General features: G+C 74.6%; 18 protein-coding genes. 15 read left to right on the top strand and 3 right to left on the bottom strand.

The window, feature by feature from the left end; all coding sequences use genetic code 11:
* The first annotated feature begins 45 nt into the window (after positions 1-45).
* The 4 genes from FHL80_RS18550 to FHL80_RS18535 are packed head-to-tail and all read left to right on the top strand — an operon-like array spanning position 46 to position 4,093.
* Entirely contained in the window at positions 46-1,242 is a 1,197-nt protein-coding gene (locus FHL80_RS18550; RefSeq protein ID WP_138734846.1) for a cell division protein PerM, read from the top strand.
* Positions 1,243-1,281: 39 nt separating this feature from the next.
* Positions 1,282-1,917, top strand: a complete 636-nt coding sequence (gene purN, locus FHL80_RS18545; protein WP_246078784.1) for a phosphoribosylglycinamide formyltransferase — start codon at positions 1,282-1,284, stop codon at positions 1,915-1,917.
* A complete protein-coding gene (gene purH, locus FHL80_RS18540; protein WP_138734845.1) occupies positions 1,914-3,464 on the top strand; it encodes a bifunctional phosphoribosylaminoimidazolecarboxamide formyltransferase/IMP cyclohydrolase in 1,551 nt (516 codons plus the stop codon). Before purN ends, purH begins: the two co-directional genes overlap by 4 nt.
* 20 nt (positions 3,465-3,484) lie before the next feature.
* Complete coding sequence (locus FHL80_RS18535; RefSeq protein ID WP_246078783.1) at positions 3,485-4,093, top strand: pentapeptide repeat-containing protein; 609 nt, start codon at positions 3,485-3,487, stop codon at positions 4,091-4,093.
* A gap of 10 nt (positions 4,094-4,103) precedes the next feature.
* Here the strand turns inward: FHL80_RS18535 and FHL80_RS18530 are convergent, their stop codons facing one another.
* The gene (locus tag FHL80_RS18530; RefSeq protein WP_246078782.1) at positions 4,104-4,802 is read right to left on the bottom strand and encodes a hypothetical protein; all 699 of its coding nucleotides are present in this window, start codon (positions 4,800-4,802) and stop codon (positions 4,104-4,106) included.
* A gap of 94 nt (positions 4,803-4,896) precedes the next feature.
* On the opposite strand from FHL80_RS18530, the gene FHL80_RS18525 reads away from it, so the two are divergent.
* The 5 genes from FHL80_RS18525 (at position 4,897) to FHL80_RS18505 (ending at position 9,499) form a co-directional block, all read left to right on the top strand.
* Positions 4,897-5,766 (top strand): bifunctional methylenetetrahydrofolate dehydrogenase/methenyltetrahydrofolate cyclohydrolase, encoded by an 870-nt coding sequence (locus FHL80_RS18525; protein WP_138734843.1) that lies wholly within the window; start codon positions 4,897-4,899, stop codon positions 5,764-5,766.
* Positions 5,763-6,104, top strand: coding sequence for a DUF3017 domain-containing protein (locus tag FHL80_RS18520; protein ID WP_138734842.1), 342 nt, complete (start codon positions 5,763-5,765; stop codon positions 6,102-6,104). The genes FHL80_RS18525 and FHL80_RS18520 overlap by 4 nt, the downstream gene beginning before the upstream one ends.
* Positions 6,105-6,163: 59 nt before the next feature.
* Entirely contained in the window at positions 6,164-7,117 is a 954-nt protein-coding gene (mdh, locus tag FHL80_RS18515; RefSeq protein ID WP_138734841.1) for a malate dehydrogenase, read from the top strand.
* Positions 7,118-7,215: 98 nt separating this feature from the next.
* Complete coding sequence (locus FHL80_RS18510; protein ID WP_138734840.1) at positions 7,216-8,430, top strand: NADP-dependent isocitrate dehydrogenase; 1,215 nt, start codon at positions 7,216-7,218, stop codon at positions 8,428-8,430.
* Between the two features lie 190 nt (positions 8,431-8,620).
* Positions 8,621-9,499 carry an endonuclease domain-containing protein gene (locus FHL80_RS18505; protein WP_138734839.1) on the top strand — a complete coding sequence of 293 codons (879 nt, stop codon included), beginning with the start codon at positions 8,621-8,623 and terminating at the stop codon, positions 9,497-9,499.
* A 74-nt stretch (positions 9,500-9,573) separates the two neighbouring features.
* Here FHL80_RS18505 and FHL80_RS18500 read toward each other — a convergent pair whose 3' ends face one another.
* Entirely contained in the window at positions 9,574-9,930 is a 357-nt protein-coding gene (locus FHL80_RS18500) for a CAP domain-containing protein (RefSeq protein ID WP_138734838.1), read from the bottom strand.
* 214 nt (positions 9,931-10,144) lie between these two features.
* Between FHL80_RS18500 and FHL80_RS18495 the strand changes: the two genes are divergently transcribed.
* Both FHL80_RS18495 and FHL80_RS18490 read left to right on the top strand, forming a co-directional pair.
* The gene (locus tag FHL80_RS18495; protein ID WP_138734837.1) at positions 10,145-10,663 is read left to right on the top strand and encodes a hypothetical protein; all 519 of its coding nucleotides are present in this window, start codon (positions 10,145-10,147) and stop codon (positions 10,661-10,663) included.
* Between the two features lie 90 nt (positions 10,664-10,753).
* Positions 10,754-12,091 (top strand): hemolysin family protein, encoded by a 1,338-nt coding sequence (locus FHL80_RS18490; protein ID WP_138734836.1) that lies wholly within the window; start codon positions 10,754-10,756, stop codon positions 12,089-12,091.
* A 3-nt stretch (positions 12,092-12,094) separates the two neighbouring features.
* Here the strand turns inward: FHL80_RS18490 and galE are convergent, their stop codons facing one another.
* Positions 12,095-13,048 (bottom strand): UDP-glucose 4-epimerase GalE, encoded by a 954-nt coding sequence (gene galE, locus FHL80_RS18485; protein ID WP_138734835.1) that lies wholly within the window; start codon positions 13,046-13,048, stop codon positions 12,095-12,097.
* A gap of 62 nt (positions 13,049-13,110) precedes the next feature.
* On the opposite strand from galE, the gene hisC reads away from it, so the two are divergent.
* The 4 genes from hisC to FHL80_RS18465 are packed head-to-tail and all read left to right on the top strand — an operon-like array spanning position 13,111 to position 17,076.
* Positions 13,111-14,235: a histidinol-phosphate transaminase gene (gene hisC / locus FHL80_RS18480; RefSeq protein WP_138734834.1), complete on the top strand. Its 1,125-nt coding sequence runs from the start codon at positions 13,111-13,113 to the stop codon at positions 14,233-14,235.
* Between the two features lie 27 nt (positions 14,236-14,262).
* A complete protein-coding gene (trpS, locus tag FHL80_RS18475) occupies positions 14,263-15,285 on the top strand; it encodes a tryptophan--tRNA ligase (RefSeq protein ID WP_138734833.1) in 1,023 nt (340 codons plus the stop codon).
* Between the two features lies 1 nt (position 15,286).
* Entirely contained in the window at positions 15,287-15,883 is a 597-nt protein-coding gene (locus FHL80_RS18470) for a 2'-5' RNA ligase family protein (protein WP_138734832.1), read from the top strand.
* Positions 15,884-15,900: 17 nt separating this feature from the next.
* On the top strand, positions 15,901-17,076 hold the full coding sequence (locus FHL80_RS18465; RefSeq protein WP_138734831.1) for a YihY/virulence factor BrkB family protein: 1,176 nt from the start codon (positions 15,901-15,903) through the stop codon (positions 17,074-17,076).
* Positions 17,077-17,241: the final 165 nt, after the last annotated feature.

Below are 17,241 nucleotides of genomic sequence, written 5' to 3'. Positions count from 1 at the left end.
ACCCCGGTACGTGCGTCCGGCGCCCGGCCTTGCGACAGTGGACCGGTGACCTCGTTGCTCGCGCGCCTGCCGACCCTGGCGCCGGGTGCACCGGGTGAGCGCCGTGGCCCGGCCGCAGGCTGGCTCGCCGCGGCGACCACCCTCGCGGTGTCCGTGGTCGGGCTGCTCGGCCTGGGGCTGGCCCTCGTCGTCGTGCAGACCCTCGACCCCGACGGCGGGCTGCCGGTCGGGTCCTCCGCGCGGCTGGCCGGTCAGCTGTGGCTGCTCGCCCAGGGTGGTGAGCTGGAGCTCCCGTCCGGTCCGCTGCGGCTGGCCCCGCTGCTGCTCACCGCCGGCGTCGCCTGGGGGCTGAGCCGGGCGGCAGGGTCGGTGGTCGCCCTCCGCGAGCTCTCCGGTCCGCGTCCGCTGACCCGGGTGCTCGCCGTGGTCGTCGTGGTGCACACGGCCGCGACCGCCGGCCTTGCGTTGGCCGTCAGCACGCCGGGCGCCCCGGTCGCGCTGCTGCGGTCGGTGCTCGGCGCCCTCGTCCTCGCCGTGCTGGCCGGTGGGCTGGGCGCGCTGCGTGAGTCGGGGGCGGGTGCCGGCCTCGCCGACCGCTTCCCCGGCCCGGGCCGGGCGCTGCTCCGAGCCGCCGTCGCCGGCACCCTGACCCTCGCCGCCTGCTGCACCGCGGTGATCGCGGTCGCCCTGGTCGACGACGTCGACGCCGCCGGCCGGCTGGTCACCGGGCTCGGTGGCGCCAGTGCCGGCGCGGCGGGCCTGGTCGGCCTGAGCGTGCTGCTGCTGCCCAACGCCGCCGCCGCCGTCATGGGCCTCGCCGCGGGACCGGGCTTCCTGGTCGGCGCCGGCACGTTCGTGTCGACCGGTGGGGTGACGCTGGGCAGCGTGCCGGCGCTGCCGCTGCTGGCCGCCCTGCCCGACACCCAGGCGGTGCCGCTGCTCGCCTTCCTCTCCCAGGCGCTGCCGGTGGTGGCCGGCCTGGTCACCGGTCTCGTGCTCGGCCGACGGCTCGGGGACGCCGACGGCGGCGCGCTCACCGCCGGGCTGTGGGGCGTGGTCGCCGGGGTCGGTGCCGGTGTCCTCTGCGGGCTCTGGGTGCTGGTGGCCGGTGGCCGGCTCGGCGACGCAGGGCTGGCCGAGGTCGGCGCACCCGCGCTCGCGACCGGGCTGTCGATCGCCGCCCAGGCCGGGATCGCCGCCGCCCCGGTGGCCGCGGTGAGCCGCTGGCGGTCCCGAGGCTGACGGAGGACCACCCGGCCCGCCCGGCTAGGGTTGTCCACCGTGCCCGCCGATGTGCCCGCTGCACCGCGGTCGAGGGTGGTGGTCCTGCTCTCCGGCACCGGCAGCCTGTGCGCCGCGTTGCTGGCCGCCGCTGCCGACCCCGGCTACCCGGCCGAGGTCGTCGCCGTCGGGTCCGACCGGGCCGGTGCCGCCGGCCTCGCCCACGCCCGCGAGCGCGGTGTCGACACGTTCGTGCAGGCCCTGGGGGAGCACCCCGACCGGGCCGCGTGGGACCGGGCGCTGGCCGAGGAGCTCACCGCCCGGCGTCCGGACTGGGTGGTCAGCGCCGGCTTCATGAAGCTGCTCGGCCCCGCCGTCCTCGACGCCTTCCCCGGCCGCGTGCTCAACACCCACCCGGCCCTGCTGCCGGCGTTCCCGGGTGCCCACGCGGTCCGCGACGCGCTGGCCGCCGGCGTGCCGACGACCGGGGCCACCGTCCACCTCGTCGACGCCGGCGTCGACACCGGGCCGGTGCTCGCGCAGCGGACGGTCCCGGTGCTGCCCGGCGACGACGAGGCGCGCCTGCACGAACGGATCAAGACCGTGGAGCGCGAGCTCCTGGTGCAGACCCTGGACGACCTGGTGGTCGCCGGGCTGCCCCCCACTGCCACGACCACCGAGGAGAGCCCCCGATGAGCGACCGCATCCCCGTCCGCCGTGCGCTGCTCGGCGTCTACGACAAGAACGGCGTGGAGGAGCTGGCCCGCGGTCTCGCCGCGGCCGGCGTCGAGCTGGTCAGCACCGGCGCCACCGCCGCCCGCATCGCCGACGCCGGGCTCCCGGTGACCCCGGTCGAGCAGGTCACCGGTTTCCCGGAGTGCCTGGACGGGCGGGTCAAGACGCTGCACCCCGCGGTGCACGCCGGGATCCTCGCCGACCGGCGCAAGGCCGACCACGTCCGCCAGCTCGACGAGCTCGGCATCGCGCCCTTCGACCTGGTGGTGGTCAACCTCTACCCGTTCAGCGAGACGGTCGCCTCCGGTGCCTCGCCCGACGAGTGCATCGAGCAGATCGACATCGGCGGCCCGGCGATGGTGCGCGCCGCGGCGAAGAACCACCCGTCGGTCGCCGTCGTCGTCGACCCCGGCCGCTACGACGAGGTCGTCGAAGCGGTCACCGCCGGCGGCTTCACCCTCGCCCAGCGGCAGAGCCTGGCCGCCGAGGCGTTCCGGCACACCGCCGCCTACGACGTCGCGGTCGCCTCGTGGATGGGCAACGTGCTCAGCCCGGACGACGAGAGCGGCTTCCCGACCTGGGTGGGCGGCAGCTGGGAGCGCGCCGACGTGCTCCGCTACGGCGAGAACCCGCACCAGGGCGCGGCGCTCTACCGCAGCGGCCAGCCCGGGCTCGCCGACGCCCAGCAGCTGCACGGCAAGCAGATGTCCTACAACAACTACGTCGACACCGACGCCGCCTGGCGCGCCGCGCACGACCACGACGACCCGTGCGTGGCGATCATCAAGCACGCCAACCCGTGCGGGATCGCCGTCGGCGCCGACATCGCCGCAGCGCACCGCAAGGCGCACGCCTGCGACCCGGTGTCCGCCTTCGGCGGCGTCATCGCGGCCAACCGCGAGGTCGACCTGACCCTGGCCGAGCAGGTCGCCGAGGTCTTCACCGAGGTGCTCGTCGCCCCGTCGTTCACCGAGGACGCGCTGGCCGTGCTGACCCAGAAGAAGAACATCCGGCTGCTGCTGATGCCCGAGGCGCCGCGGCTGACGGTCGAGCTGCGGCCGGTCAGCGGCGGGCTGCTGCTGCAGACCGCCGACCGCATCGACGCCCCCGGCGACGACCCGACCAGCTGGACGCTGGCCACCGGCCGGCCGGTGGACGCGGCGGGCATGGACGACCTGGTCTTCGCCTGGCGCGCCGTGCGGGCGGTCAAGAGCAACGCCATCCTGCTGGCCAGCGACAAGGCCACGGTGGGCGTCGGGATGGGCCAGGTCAACCGGGTGGACTCCGCCCGGCTCGCCGTCGCCCGCGCCGGGGAGCGTGCCGCCGGTGCGGTCGCCGCCTCCGACGCGTTCTTCCCCTTCGCCGACGGCCTGCAGGTGCTGCTGGACGCCGGGGTCCGGGCGGTCGTCCAGCCGGGTGGGTCGGTGCGCGACGCGGAGGTCGTCGCCGCTGCCGAGGCGGCCGGCGTGACGCTGTACCTCACCGGCACCCGCCACTTCGCCCACTAGTGCGCACCACCCGACCGCACGTGGCGCCTCCCGAGCCGGACAGCGTCTGGGAGGACGAGGACCTCGCCCGCGTCGACTGGGACGGCGCGGTGCTCGAGCGGGTCACCTTCGTGGACTGCCGGTTCGACGACGCGCAGCTGGCCGAGCTGGTCACCCGGCGGTGCGTCTTCGAGCGGTGCGTGCTCACCGGGGTGGCGATGGCCGGCTCGGCGCACGACGGGACGGCCTTCCTGTCCTGCCGCTTCGACCGGGCGAGGCTCTTCGACGTGCGCTGGACCGGCTGCAAGCTCACCGGCTCGCAGTTCCCCGGCGCCACGATGCGGCCGATGACCTCGGTGGACTCCGACTGGTCCTACGCCTCGCTGCGCGGCGTCGACCTGTCCGGGGTGGACCTCTCCGGGCAGAAGCTCCGCGAGGCCGACCTGACCGACGCCGACCTGACCGGCGCCGACCTCACCCGCGCCGACCTGCGGCACGCGCGGTTGCAGACCACCCGGCTGCGTGGCGCCGACCTGCGCGGAGCGGACACCGACGGGGTCAACTGGCGAGGCTTCGACCTCACCGGGGTCCGGGTGGACGTCCTCCAGGCGGTCGCCTTCGCCCGGGCACACGGCGCCCTGGTCGACTGAGCGCCCGGGCTCACCTCCTCCGCGGGGAGGTCGACAGGGCCTTGAGCGCGCCGAGGAACCCGAGCACGGCGACCGCGGCGGCGGCCCAGGCGCCGACCGCCCAGCGCTGCAGGTCCCAGTCGAGGTCGGCCAGCGGCACGAGCACACCGGCGGCGACCACCAGGCTGACCAGCAGGGCCAGCGCCCCGAGGAGCCGGTGCGTCTTCGCCGGCACGTACGCCAGCAGGCCCAGCACGAACAGCACCGCGCCGCCGTACACGACCGCCGGCACCTCCCAGCCGCCGTCGTCGGCCAGCTGCTGTGGGCTGTCCAGGTCGTCGGTGCCCTGGCGCAGCAGGTCCAGCCCGGTCGCGCCGCCGTGGAGCCACACCACGAGCAGGCTCACCCCGGCCGCGATCCCGGCGAGGAGGAGCAGCAGGCCGGCGAGGGTGTCCGCGCGGCGCACCACGACGGGGGAGTCCCGGTAGTCCGGCCGGGTCGCCGTCCCGTCGTCCTCCCACTCCGCGATGTCGTCCAGCGGGTCGTCCGAGCGCTGGTCGTCGACCGGCCGCGGGGACGGGTACGTCACCGTGTCCTCGCGGGGCGGTGCCGGGGCGACGTCGGTCGGCTGCTCGGTCCGTGGCTGCCCGGGCAGCGGGGCACCGGTGTAGCCGGTGCTGCCGTGCGGGGTCGCGGCGTCGTCGCGGGACCGGCCGTCGGGGTCGCTCATGGGGGGCCTCCTCCGCGCGCGGGCGGCGTGACAGACGCGGCTGTCGGTGCCGCCGAGCCTAGGGCGGGCACCGGCGTGCGGCAGACTGCAACACGTGGTGGCGACGACTCTCGACGGCAAGGCGACGGCAGCGGCGATCCGGGCGGAGCTCACCGACCGGGTGGCCGCGCTGGCCGCCGTCGGACGGCGTCCGGGGCTCGGCACGCTGCTCGTCGGGGACGACCCGGGCAGCCGCTGGTACGTCTCGGCGAAGCACCAGGACTGCGCCCAGGTGGGCATCGCCAGCATCCAGCGCGAGCTGCCGGCCACCGCCGGGCTCGAGGACGTCGTGGCGGTGGTCGACGAGCTCAACGCCGACCCCGCGTGCACCGGCTACATCGTGCAGCTGCCGCTGCCCCAGGGGATCGACGAGAGCGTCGTCCTGGAGCGGATCGACCCGGCCAAGGACGCCGACGGCCTGCACCCGGTCAACCTCGGCCGGCTGGTCCTCGGCGTCCCCGGCGCGCTGCCCTGCACACCGCTGGGCATCGTGGAGCTGCTCCGGCGCTTCGACGTCCCGCTGGACGGTGCCGAGGTGGTCGTCGTCGGCCGCGGCATCACCGTGGGCCGGCCGCTGGGCCTGCTGCTCACCCGCCGCAGCGAGAACTCCACCGTGACCCTGTGCCACACCGGCACCCGCGACCTGGCTGCGCACACCCGCGCCGCCGACGTGGTGGTCGCCGCGGCCGGCGTGCCGGGCCTGATCACCGCCGACATGGTCAAGCCGGGGGCCGCCGTCCTGGACGTCGGGGTAAGCCGGGTCGACGGCAGGATCGCCGGGGACGTCGCCGCCGACGTGCACGAGGTGGCCGGGCACGTGGCGCCCAACCCCGGGGGCGTCGGCCCGATGACCCGCGCGATGCTGCTGGCCAACGTCGTCCTCGCCGCGGAGCAGGCCGCCGGGGTCGAGGCGCTGTCGGCATGACCGGCCCGGCCACCCGCCCGGTCCGGCGCCCGGGGAGCACCCCGCGGCGGCCGCTGTACCTGCGGCGGCCTCTCATCGCCGGGTTCCTGCGGCAGTGGCCGCTGCTGGTCGTCCTCGTCACCGTCGGGTGCGGGCTGCTGCTGGTCGCGGCCGAGCGGTGGCGCAGCGGCCTGGTCGTCATGGGCCTGGCGGTGGTCGTGGCCGGGCTCTTCCGGCTGCTCCTCCCGCTCCGCCGGATCGGCTTCCTCGCCGTCCGCAGCCGGCCGGTCGACGTCGCCCTGATGCTCGCGACGGGGGTGGCCGTCGCGGTCATCGCGCTGGCGATCCCGCACACCTGACCAGCGCGGAGCAGCCCCCGCATGGCCGGGGGACGCCGCCCGGGGCTAGGTTGGCGGGCATGGCAGAACGGGCCCGGAACGGCAAGGTGACCGTGGTCGGTGCCGGTTTCTACGGGTCGACCACCGCGCTGCGACTCGCGGAGTACGACGTGTTCGAGACCGTCGTCCTCACCGACATCGTGGAGGGCAGGCCCGAGGGCCTGGCGCTGGACATCAACCAGTCCCGGCCGATCGAGGGCTTCGAGACCCGCGTCGTCGGCGTCGGCGGCGGCTCCTACGCGGGCACCGAGGACTCCGACGTCGTCGTCATCACCGCTGGTCTGCCGCGCAAGCCCGGCATGAGCCGGATGGACCTCATCGCCACCAACGCCGGCATCGTCCGCCAGGTCGCCGAGAACGTCGCGCAGACCTCACCGGACGCCGTCGTGATCGTGGTGTCCAACCCGCTGGACGAGATGACCGCCCTGGCGCAGCTGGCGACCGGCTTCCCGAAGGCCCGGGTCATGGGCCAGGCCGGGATGCTGGACACCGCCCGCTTCACCGACAACGTCGCCGAGGAGCTCGGCGTCCCGGTCGGCTCGGTCCGCACGCTGACCCTCGGGTCGCACGGGGACACCATGGTGCCGGTGCCGTCGCGCTGCACGGTCGACGGCAAGCCGCTGTCCGACGTGCTGGCCGCCGACCGGATCGAGCACCTGGTCCAGCGCACGCGCAACGGCGGCGCCGAGGTGGTGGCGCTGCTGAAGACCGGGTCCGCCTACTACGCGCCGTCCGCGGCCGCCGCCCGGATGGCGCGCGCCGTGATCGAGGACTCCGGTGCCGTGATGCCGGTCTGCGCCTGGGTCGACGGCGAGTACGGGATCTCCGGGGTCTACCTGGGGGTCGAGGCCGAGATCGGCCGTGCAGGTGTGCGGCGGGTCGTCGAGGGCGACCTGGCCGAGAGTGAGCTCGCAGGCCTGCGTGAGGCGGCCGAGGCCGTGCGCGCCAAGCAGGCCGACATCGCCGACTTGTAGGCCAGACCTCTGAAGAAGGACCCCCCTGCCCCCCACCGCTCGCAAGCTCGCGGCGGGACCCTGCAGCGGGGCCACAAGAGCACAAGGAGAAGAACTCTGTGAGCAAGATCAAGGTCGAGGGCAAGGTCGTCGAGCTCGACGGCGACGAGATGACCCGCATCATCTGGCAGTTCATCAAGGACCAGCTGATCCTCCCGTACCTCGACGTCGACCTCGAGTACTACGACCTGGGCATGGAGAACCGCGACGCGACCGACGACCAGGTCACGATCGACGCGGCCAACGCCATCAAGCAGCACGGTGTCGGCGTCAAGTGCGCCACCATCACCCCGGACGAGGCCCGGGTCGAGGAGTTCGGCCTGAAGAAGATGTGGCGCTCCCCGAACGGGACGATCCGCAACATCCTCGGCGGCGTCATCTTCCGCGAGCCGATCATCATGCAGAACGTCCCGCGCCTGGTGCCGGGCTGGACCAAGCCGATCATCATCGGTCGCCACGCCTACGGCGACCAGTACCGCGCCACCGACTTCACGTTCCCGTCCGCGGGCACGCTGAAGGTCGTCTTCACCCCCGAGGACGGCGGCGAGCCGATCGAGCGCGAGGTCTTCCAGGCCCCGGGCGCCGGCGTCTCGCTGTCGATGTACAACCTCGACGACTCGATCCGGGACTTCGCCCGCGCCTCGCTCAACTACGGGCTCAACCGCGGCTACCCGGTCTACCTGTCGACGAAGAACACGATCCTCAAGGCCTACGACGGCCGGTTCAAGGACATCTTCGAGGAGGTGTTCCAGACCGAGTTCAAGGAGAAGTTCGACGCGGCCGGGATCACCTACGAGCACCGCCTGATCGACGACATGGTCGCCGCCTCGCTGAAGTGGGAGGGCGGCTACGTCTGGGCGTGCAAGAACTACGACGGTGACGTGCAGTCCGACACCGTCGCGCAGGGCTTCGGCTCGCTGGGCCTGATGACCTCGGTCCTGGCCACCCCGGACGGCAAGACCGTCGAGGCCGAGGCCGCCCACGGCACGGTGACCCGGCACTACCGCCAGCACCAGCAGGGCAAGGAGACCTCGACCAACCCGATCGCGTCGATCTTCGCCTGGACCCGCGGTCTGGCCCACCGCGGCGTGCTCGACGGCACCCCCGAGGTGACCCGCTTCGCGGAGACCCTCGAGCGGGTCTGCATCGAGACCGTCGAGGGCGGTCAGATGACCAAGGACCTGGCCCTGCTGATCAGCAAGGACGCTCCCTGGCTGACCACCCAGGACTTCCTGGCGGCCATCGACGGCAACCTGCAGAAGGCCATGGCCTGACGGAGGACCCCGTCCGCGGCCCCCTCACCCACCGGGTGAGGGGGTCGCGGTGCCTTCGGGGGTGCTTCGCCCGGTGATCACCTCGGCTCAGGAGTGGTCACCCAGCGCTGGATGAGCACCACCAGCCCGGGGTGATCGAGCCTGTGGACGACGGCCGGGGACGACGTCATGGAGCGGCCAGGCTGCGCAGGTGTCTCGCCCCCCGCATCGGCCGGAGCTCCTCGACGGGCGGGTCTTCCGCGGCACCTGGGCGGTGGACAGCGGCGTGCTCACCCGCAACCAGCTCCGCAGCAGTGCGTGGCGGCGACTACGGGAGGACGTGTACGTCGACGCCCGCCAGCCGGACGGCCACCTGCTGCACGCCCGCGCCGTCAGCCTGGTCATGCCTCGCGGTGCCGCGCTGGGTGGCCGGACCGCGGCGGTGCTGTGCGGGCTGACGGATGCGGCCGGGCCGACGGACCCGGTGGAGGTCGTCCTGCCGCCGCCGCTGCGCTGGGACCCTGCGCCCGGGATCCAGGTGCGCTCGGCACCCCTGGCCGGCGACGTCGTCGGCCGCGGTCCCTTCCTCCGCTGGACGACGCCCGTCCGGACCGCCGTCGACCTCGCCCGGCGAGGGCCGGTGGAGGAGGCCGTCATCGTGCTCGACCGACTCGTGGCGTCCGGCGTGGCAGAGCTGCCAGCCGTCCGGGCGGCAGTGGCTGACCTGCCGCGCTGTCGGGGCAGCCGCCTGGCCCGGGAGGTCGTGGCCCTGGCCGACGGTCTCGCCGAGTCGCCGCAGGAGACCCGGCTCCGGCTGGTGCTCCACGCCAGCGACCTGCCCGATCCGGTGGCCCAGTACGTGGTCCGGGACGGCCGCGCGTTCGTGGCCCGGGTCGACTTCGCCTGGGTCGCCCAGCGGCTGGCGCTCGAGTACGACGGCATCTGGCATGCTGAGCCGGGTCAGTTCCGTCGGGACAGGGAGCGTCTGAACCGGCTCACCGCGGCCGGCTGGCGGGTCGTGTTCGTCACCGCAGCCGACCTGCGGCGGCCCGAGCTGCTGCTGGCCCGGCTCCGCGCCGAACTCCGGTGATCACCTCGGGTCAGCAGTGGCCAGCGACGCCGGATCACCACCACTGACCCGAGGTGATCACACCCGGGCCGGGATCAGGCGCCGAAGAGCTGGGTCCACCACGGGCCGCCGGCACCCTGGGCCACGCCGACGCCGAGGGTGCGCAGGGAGCAGTTCAGGATGTTCTGCCGGTGCCCGTCGCTCGCCATCCAGGCCGCCATCACGGCAGCGGGGTCGGGCTGCCCGGAGGCGATGTTCTCGGCCCGCGCGTACTTGATGCCGGCCGCCTCCGCCCGCTGGAAGGGGTTCAGGCCGTCGGGGTTGGTGTGCGAGAAGAAGTGCCGGTCCCGCATGTCGGCGCTGTGCGCCCGGGCGACCGCGGCCAGCCGGTCATCGGCGGTGACCGGGGCGCACCCGGCCGACGCCCGCTGCGCGTTGACCAGGGCGAGCACCTGCCCCTCCAGCCCGGGCGTGGCCGCCGGGGCGGCAGGAGCCGGTGCGGGCGCGGGAGCCAGGACCGGAGCCGGCGCGGGAGCCGGCGGGGGAGTGGCTCTCGCGGTCGTCGTCCCCACCGGAGCAGGGACCGGAGCAGGGACCGGGACCGGGACCGGGGCCGGGACCGGGGCCGGGACGGTCGTCGTCGAACGCGTCGGCGCCGGTCGCGTCGTGCTCCGCGCCGCCGGGGCGGAGGAGGTGGCCGTGGTGCGAGGCGCCGGGACCGCGCGGGTCGTCGCCGCAGTGGTCGGCGGCGTCGTCGACGAGGTCGGCGGGATCGAGGTCGGCGGGATCGAGGTCGGCGGGATCGAGGTCGGCAGCACCGCGGTCGGCGAAGGCGGCGCCACCACCGGCGGCACCGGGGACGACGGGCTGCTGCTGACGGTCGTCGGAGCCGCCGGTGCCCAGGAGCTCTGCTGCGGAGCCGACGCGCTCGAGGCGTCGTCCATGCCCGGCAGCGACCCTCCGCCGATCGCGGCGGTGAGCGCGACCGAGCCCACGGAACAGGAGAGCGCCAGGGGCGCCCACAGCCGGCGCCACCCCCGCAGTCGGGCGGACGGGGGGAGGGAGCGGGAGCGCACGATGGAGGTCCTCACGGCAGATCACGAATCGTTACCGAGAGAGCGTAACCAGGTGCGGTCGGTCACCGGAGTGTCGCGCGGGGAACACCCCGGCGCTGTGCGCCATTGATCAGTCGAATCTGCGCACTGCCGCAGCCACTACCGTGGTCGGTCACGGGACACTCCCGTCGAGGACCACATCTGGAGGAGCGCGCCGCTCGTGAGCGACGTCTGGCTCAACATCGTCATGGTGATCGCCTTCGTGCTGATCGGAGGCGCGTTCTCCGGCGCCGAGATCGCACTGGTGTCCCTCCGTGAGTCGCAGGTCCGGGCTCTGGCCGAGACGGGCCGCCGCGGACAGGCGCTGAACAAGCTCCTCGCCGACCCCAACCAGTTCCTCGCCGCCGTCCAGGTCGGCGTCACCCTGGCCGGCTTCTTCTCCGCCGCATTCGGCGCGAGCACGCTGTCGGCGCCGCTGGCCGACTGGGCGGTCACCACCCTCGGGATGTCCCGCGGCCTGGCCGACCCGCTCGCCTTCGTGGCCGTCACGATCGCCATCAGCTACCTGTCGCTGGTCGTCGGTGAGCTGACCCCCAAGCGGCTGGCGCTGCAGCGGGCCGAGGGGTTCTCGCTGATCGTGGCCGCCCCGCTCAACGCCATCGCGAAGCTGTTCCGGCCGATCATCTGGTTCCTCTCGGCGTCGACCAACGTGCTGGTGCGGCTGCTCGGCGGCGACCCCCGGGCGAGCGGTGAGTCGATCAGCCAGGAGGAGCTGCGCGACCTCGTCGCGGCGCACGAGTCGCTGTCCTCCGACGAGCGCCGGCTGATCGACGAGGTCTTCCGCGCCGGTGACCGCGAGGTCCGCGAGGTCATGACCCCGCGCACCGAGGTGCACTTCCTCGACGCGGGCACCACGGCCAGCCGCGCGGCCAAGCAGGTCGCCGACTCCAGCTGGTCCCGGTACCCGGTCGCCGGTCGCAACGAGGACGACGTCGTCGGCTTCGTGCACGTGCGCGACCTGTTCCTGCCCAACCACCCGGCCGGTCGCGCCGCGACCGTCGGCGACCTGGCGCGCGAGGTGAAGCGGCTGCCCGGCACGGCGCGGGTGCTGACCGCCCTGTCCGAGATGCGCAAGGAGAACCGGCACTTCGCGATCGTGGTCGACGAGTACGGCGGCACCGACGGGATCGTCACCCTCGAGGACCTCATCGAGGAGGTCATCGGCGACATCTACGACGAGTACGACGACGACGTCACCGCCGAGTCCGACGAGCCGGCCGAGGGGCCGCACGACGTCGACGGGCTCTGGAACCTCGACGACTTCGCCGAGGCCACCGGGCTCGAGCTCCCGGAGGGGCCCTACGAGACCGTCGCGGGCTACGTGCTGGCCGAGCTCGGCCGGCTGCCGGTGGTGGGGGACACCGTCGACGTCGAGGGCCGCACGCTCACCGTGCTCGAGCTCGACGGACGGCGGATCGCCCGGATCTCGGTCAGCGCCGCACCGCAGCAGGACGCCGACCCGGCCGAGCCGGCCCCGCAGGCCCCCACCCGCCAGTAGGCGCTAGCGCCGCTGCGCGAACTCCCAGGCGTCGGCGACGATCGCGGTGAGCGCGGTGTGCACCGGTGTCCAGCCCAGGTCGGCGTGGATGCGCTCGGAGCTCGCCACCAGCCGGGCCGGGTCGCCGGCGCGGCGGGGGCCCATCACGACCGGCAGCGGGTGCCCGGTCACCGTGCGCACCGCGTCGACCATCTCCTGCACGGAGAAGCCGCTGCCGCTGCCCAGGTTGTAGATGCGGTGCTCGCCCGGTGCGGGGGCCGGCAGCGCGAGCAGGTGGGCGGCCGCCAGGTCGGTCACGTGCACGTAGTCGCGGATGCAGGTGCCGTCCGGGGTCGGGTAGTCCTGGCCGTAGACGGTGAGCGCCTCGCGGGTGCCGGCCGCGACCTGCAGCGCGATCGGGATGAGGTGGGTCTCGGTGGCGTGCCGCTCGCCGCGCCCGTAGGCGGCGCCGCCGACGTTGAAGTACCGCAGGCTGACCGCGGCGAAGTCGTACGCGACCGCGTAGGAGGTCAGCATCGCGTCGACGGCGAGCTTGCTGGCCCCGTAGGTGTTGGTCGGCCGGGTCGGCGCCGTCTCCAGGATCGGCACCTCCTCGGGCTCCCCGTAGGTGGCCGCGGTCGAGGAGAAGACGATGCGCCGGCAGCCGGCGGCCCGCATCGCCTCCAGCAGCGCCAGCGACCCCCCGACGTTGTTCTCCCAGTACAGCTCCGGGGACTCCTGGCTCTGGCCGACCAGGCTCTTGGCGGCGAAGTGCAGCACGGCCTCGGGGCGGACGTCGGCGAGCACCGGCGCCGAGTCGTGCAGCGAGGCGCGGACCAGCGTCGCGCCCTCGGGGACGGCGTCCTCGTGGCCGGTCGACAGGTCGTCCAGCACGGTCACCTCGTGGCCGCCCTCGAGCAGGGCCGCGGTGACTACGCTGCCGATGTACCCGGCGCCGCCGGTGACGAGAACGCGCATGGTGCGAGCCTAGACAGCGCCCCTCCGGGGTGCGGCCCGGACGTGCGGAGGAGGAGCCCCGCGTGGTCAGCGCACGTCCCGCCGTGGCCGCGATGCCGGCGTACCGGCCCGGTCGCAACCCCGCCGACCTGGCCCGGGAGATCGGCGTCGAGCGGGCGGTGAAGCTGGCCAGCAACGAGGTCGCCTTCCCGCCGCTGCCGGCCGTCCTGCAGGCCATCGCCACCACCGCCGCGGAGACCAACCGGTACCCCGACAACGGGGCCACCGTGCTCACCGCGGCGCTGGCCGAGCGGTACGGCGTCGACCCGGCGCAGGTGGCCGCCGGCTGCGGGGCGGTCACGGTCTGCCAGCAGCTGGCCCAGGCCTACAACGACCCGGGCACCAGCATGGCCTTCGCCTGGCGGTCGTTCGAGATGTACCCGCTGCTCGCCCAGGTCGCCGGCGCCCGCACCCAGCAGGTGCCGCTGGTCCCGGGGTCGCCCGGGGCGGCGCCGGACACCCACGACCTGCCGGCGCTGGCCGCGGCGATCGACGAGACCACCCGGCTGGTGTTCGTCTGCAACCCGAACAACCCGACCGGGACGGCGGTCCGCCGGCCGGAGCTGGAGCGCTTCCTCGACGAGGTGCCCGCCTCCACCCTCGTCGTCCTGGACGAGGCCTACCGGGAGTTCGTCACCGACCCCGACGTCCCCGACGGCGTCGAGCTCATGCGCGGCCGCCCCAACGTCGCGGTGCTGCGCACCTTCTCCAAGGCCTGGGGCCTGGCCGGGCTGCGGGTGGGCTACCTGCTGGCCGAGGACCCGGCCGTCGCCGACGCCGTCCGCCGCACCCACGTGCCGTTCAGCGTCTCGACCCTCGCGCAGGCCGCCGCGGTGGCCGCACTGGCCAGCGAGGACGAGGTGCGGGCGCGCTGCGTCGCCGTCGTCGCCGAGCGGGCCCGGCTGACCGGGGAGCTGCGCCGCCGCGGCCTCGCGGTCGCCGACAGCCAGGCCAACTTCGTCTGGCTGCCGCTGGGGGAGCGCACCACCGACGTCGCGGCGGCGCTGGAGGCGCGGGCGGTGATCACCCGGCCGTTCGCCGGTGAGGGGCTGCGGGTGACCGTCGGGACCCCGGAGGAGGACGACGTCTTCCTCGGCGCGCTGGACGGGGTCCTGACCAGCGAGCCCGCAGGAGCCGCGGGCACCTGAGCGGTGACGCGTGGGGCGCGTGGTTCGATGGAGGGCGTGCCTGCTCCCCGTGTGCTGTCCGGCATCCAGCCGACGGCGGACTCCTTCCACCTCGGCAACCTGCTCGGTGCGCTGAAGCAGTGGGTGGCGCTGCAGGACGACCACGACGCCTTCTACTGCGTCGTCGACCTGCACGCGATCACCCTCGAGCAGCCGGACCCGGCCGTCCTGCGGCGGCGCACCCTGGTCTCCGCCGCCCAGCTGCTCGCGCTGGGCGTCGACCCGGCCCGCAGCGCGCTGTTCGTGCAGAGCCACGTGCCCGAGCACACCCAGCTGTCCTGGGTGCTGCAGTGCCTGACCGGCTTCGGTGAGGCCGGCCGGATGACCCAGTTCAAGGACAAGAGCACCCGCGAGGGGACGTCCGCGACGTCGGTGGGGTTGTTCACCTACCCGGTGCTGCAGGCCGCTGACATCCTGCTGTACCAGGCCCAGCGGGTCCCGGTGGGCGAGGACCAGCGCCAGCACCTGGAGCTGACCCGCGACCTGGCCACCCGGTTCAACAGCCGTTACGGCGACACGTTCGTCCGGCCCGAGGCCTACATCCCGCCGGGCGCGGCGAAGGTCCTGGACCTCCAGTCGCCGGACAAGAAGATGAGCAAGAGCCTGCCCCCGGCCGGCTGCATCAACCTGCTCGACGACCCGAGGGTGACCGCGAAGAAGATCCGCTCGGCGGTCACCGACACCGGCCGTGAGGTGGTCGCGGACCCGGTGGAGAAGCCCGGTGTGACCAACCTGCTGACCATCCACGCCGCGCTGTCGGGGCAGACCGTGCCCCAGCTGGAGGCGCACTTCGCCGGCCGCGGCTACGGCGACCTGAAGAAGGAGCTGGCCGAGGTCGTCACCGACGCGCTGGCTCCCGTCCAGGCGCGCACGGCGGAGCTGATGGCCGACACCGCGGAGCTCGAGCGGGTGCTCGCCGCCGGCGCCGCCCGGGCCCGCGAGGTCGCCGCCACGACGCTGGCCGCGGTCTACGACCGGGTGGGCTTCCTGCCGGCCGCCGGAGGCCGCTGACGTGACCAGCCGACCGCTGCGCGCCGATGACACCTTCGTGCACAGGTCGATCGCGGTCCCGCGGACCGAACCCGAGACCGCCGTGCTCGGCGTGGTGGTGTCGATCCCGGAACCGTGGGCGCAGTTGCTGGTGGAGTGGCGGGGCAAGTGCGGCGACCCGCAGGCCAGCCTGGTGCCGCCGCACGTGACGCTGCTGCCGCCCACCGAGGTGCTGGCGGACGACCGGGCGGCGATCACCACCCACCTCGCCGCGGTGGCCGCCGCGCACGCCCCCTTCGACCTGCACCTGGCGGGCACGGACACCTTCCGCCCGGTCTCCGAGGTCGTCTTCGTCGCGGTCGCCGAGGGGGTGGCGGAGTGCGCGCGGATCGCCGGTGACGTCCGCCGCGGACCGCTGGCCCGGCCGCTGGGCTTCCCGTACCACCCGCACGTGACCGTGGCCCACGACGTCCCGGCCGACATGCTGGACATGGCCTCGGCCGGGCTGGCGGAGCTGCAGGCGGAGTTCCGGGTCTCCTCGTTCACCGAGTTCGAGCAGCTGCCCGACGGCGCGTGGGCCGTGGCCCGCGAGTACCCCCTCACCGGCCCGCCCCGCTGACCGACCCCGCCAGCCGGGTGCTGGCCGCCGCCCGGGGCCGGCTGCGCCGCCAGCGGGACCGCCGGCCGTGGCTGGACCACCTGGTGCACGCCGGCGGCCACTACAACCGGGTGCAGGGCGACCTGCTCGCCTCCGGGGTCACCTACTACGTCTTCCTGGCGCTGTTCCCGGTGCTGCTGCTGGTGGCCTCCGTGGCCGGGTTCGTGCTGCGCGGCAACGCCCTGCTGGAGGACCAGCTGATCCGCGGCATCCGGGATGCGGTCCCCGGGTCGACCGGCGCGGACCTCGCCGACCAGGCCAGCGCGGCCATCGACCGGGCGGCGACGTTCGGGGTGATCGGGCTCGCCGGGTTCCTGTTCGTCGGGCTGGGGGCGATGGACAAGCTCCGGGTCGGCATGGACGTCGTGTGGCGCGGCCGGCCCGACCCGCCGGACTTCCTCGTCGACCGGCTCAAGGACCTGGGGGCGCTGCTCGGTCTGGGCGCCGCCGGCGTGCTGAGCATCGCGCTCACCACCGGGGCGACGGCGGCGTCGTCCTGGGTGCTGGAGCTGCTGGGGGTCGACGGCGTCCCGGGGTACTCGCTGCTCACCGGCGGGGTGGCCATCGCGCTGGCCCTGGCCGGCGACGTGCTGGTGTTCCTCTGGCTGCTCAAGGGCGTGCCGGACAACACCACGGCGGTCCGGCTGCTGCTGCCCGGGGCGGTGTTCGGGGCGGTGGGCTTCGAGGTGCTCAAGCTCGTGGGCAACTGGTACCTGACCCGGATCGGCACGAACGTGACCGCGCAGACCCTGGGCGGGTTCGTCGGGCTGATCGTCTGGATCAACGTCGTCGCCCGGTTCGCCTTCTACACGGCGTCCTGGACGGCGACGATCCCCGCCGTCCCCGACCCGGCGACCGCTGCTCCGCCTACTCCGGCGGTCCCGCAGCCGCCGGTGGCCGCTCAGCCCCCCGCCCGGGTCCGGACGTCGGGTCCGGCGCCGGGACGCGTGGCCCTCGGGCTGCTGGCGGTGGGGACGCTGACGGGTGCGCTGGGGAGCCGGCTGCTGCTCCGGGCCCGCCCGGACCGGCGCCGGGACCCGGACGATGGGGGAGGGGACGACGGGACGGCGGACGACGCGCGTCACCCCGGGCGGGCGGGACGGCCACCGGCCGCACCGCCTGCCGCACGCCGAGGACGGTGGCGGCCACGATGAGCAGCGCGGCCCCGGCCAGCGCGAGGGGGACGACCGGCGACCCGGAGCCGGTCCCCTGCGCGGCCGGCTGCGGGGTGGGGCGGGCCGTCGCGGCCGAGGCGGACGCGGCCTCGTCCGCCGACAGCCGGCCGTCCGCCGCCGCGGTGGGGGTGGGCACCGTCGGGG

The sequence above is a fragment of the Modestobacter excelsi genome (genome assembly GCF_005930495.1).
Taxonomy (GTDB): domain Bacteria; phylum Actinomycetota; class Actinomycetes; order Mycobacteriales; family Geodermatophilaceae; genus Modestobacter; species Modestobacter excelsi.
This window is presented reverse-complemented; position numbering and strand designations above follow the sequence as displayed.

What these genes read in the sequence shown, in the direction of transcription:
- galE (WP_138734835.1), bottom strand. Translation starts at nt 13,048, where the DNA reads ATGCGCGTTCTCGTCACCGGCGGCGCCGGGTACATCGGCAGCGTAGTC.
- FHL80_RS18530 (WP_246078782.1), bottom strand. Translation starts at nt 4,802, where the DNA reads ATGAGCGACCCCGACGGCCGGTCCCGCGACGACGCCGCGACCCCGCAC.
- trpS (WP_138734833.1), top strand. Translation starts at nt 14,263, where the DNA reads ATGGAGGGCGTGCCTGCTCCCCGTGTGCTGTCCGGCATCCAGCCGACG.
- mdh (WP_138734841.1), top strand. Translation starts at nt 6,164, where the DNA reads ATGGCAGAACGGGCCCGGAACGGCAAGGTGACCGTGGTCGGTGCCGGT.
- FHL80_RS18520 (WP_138734842.1), top strand. Translation starts at nt 5,763, where the DNA reads ATGACCGGCCCGGCCACCCGCCCGGTCCGGCGCCCGGGGAGCACCCCG.
- purH (WP_138734845.1), top strand. Translation starts at nt 1,914, where the DNA reads ATGAGCGACCGCATCCCCGTCCGCCGTGCGCTGCTCGGCGTCTACGAC.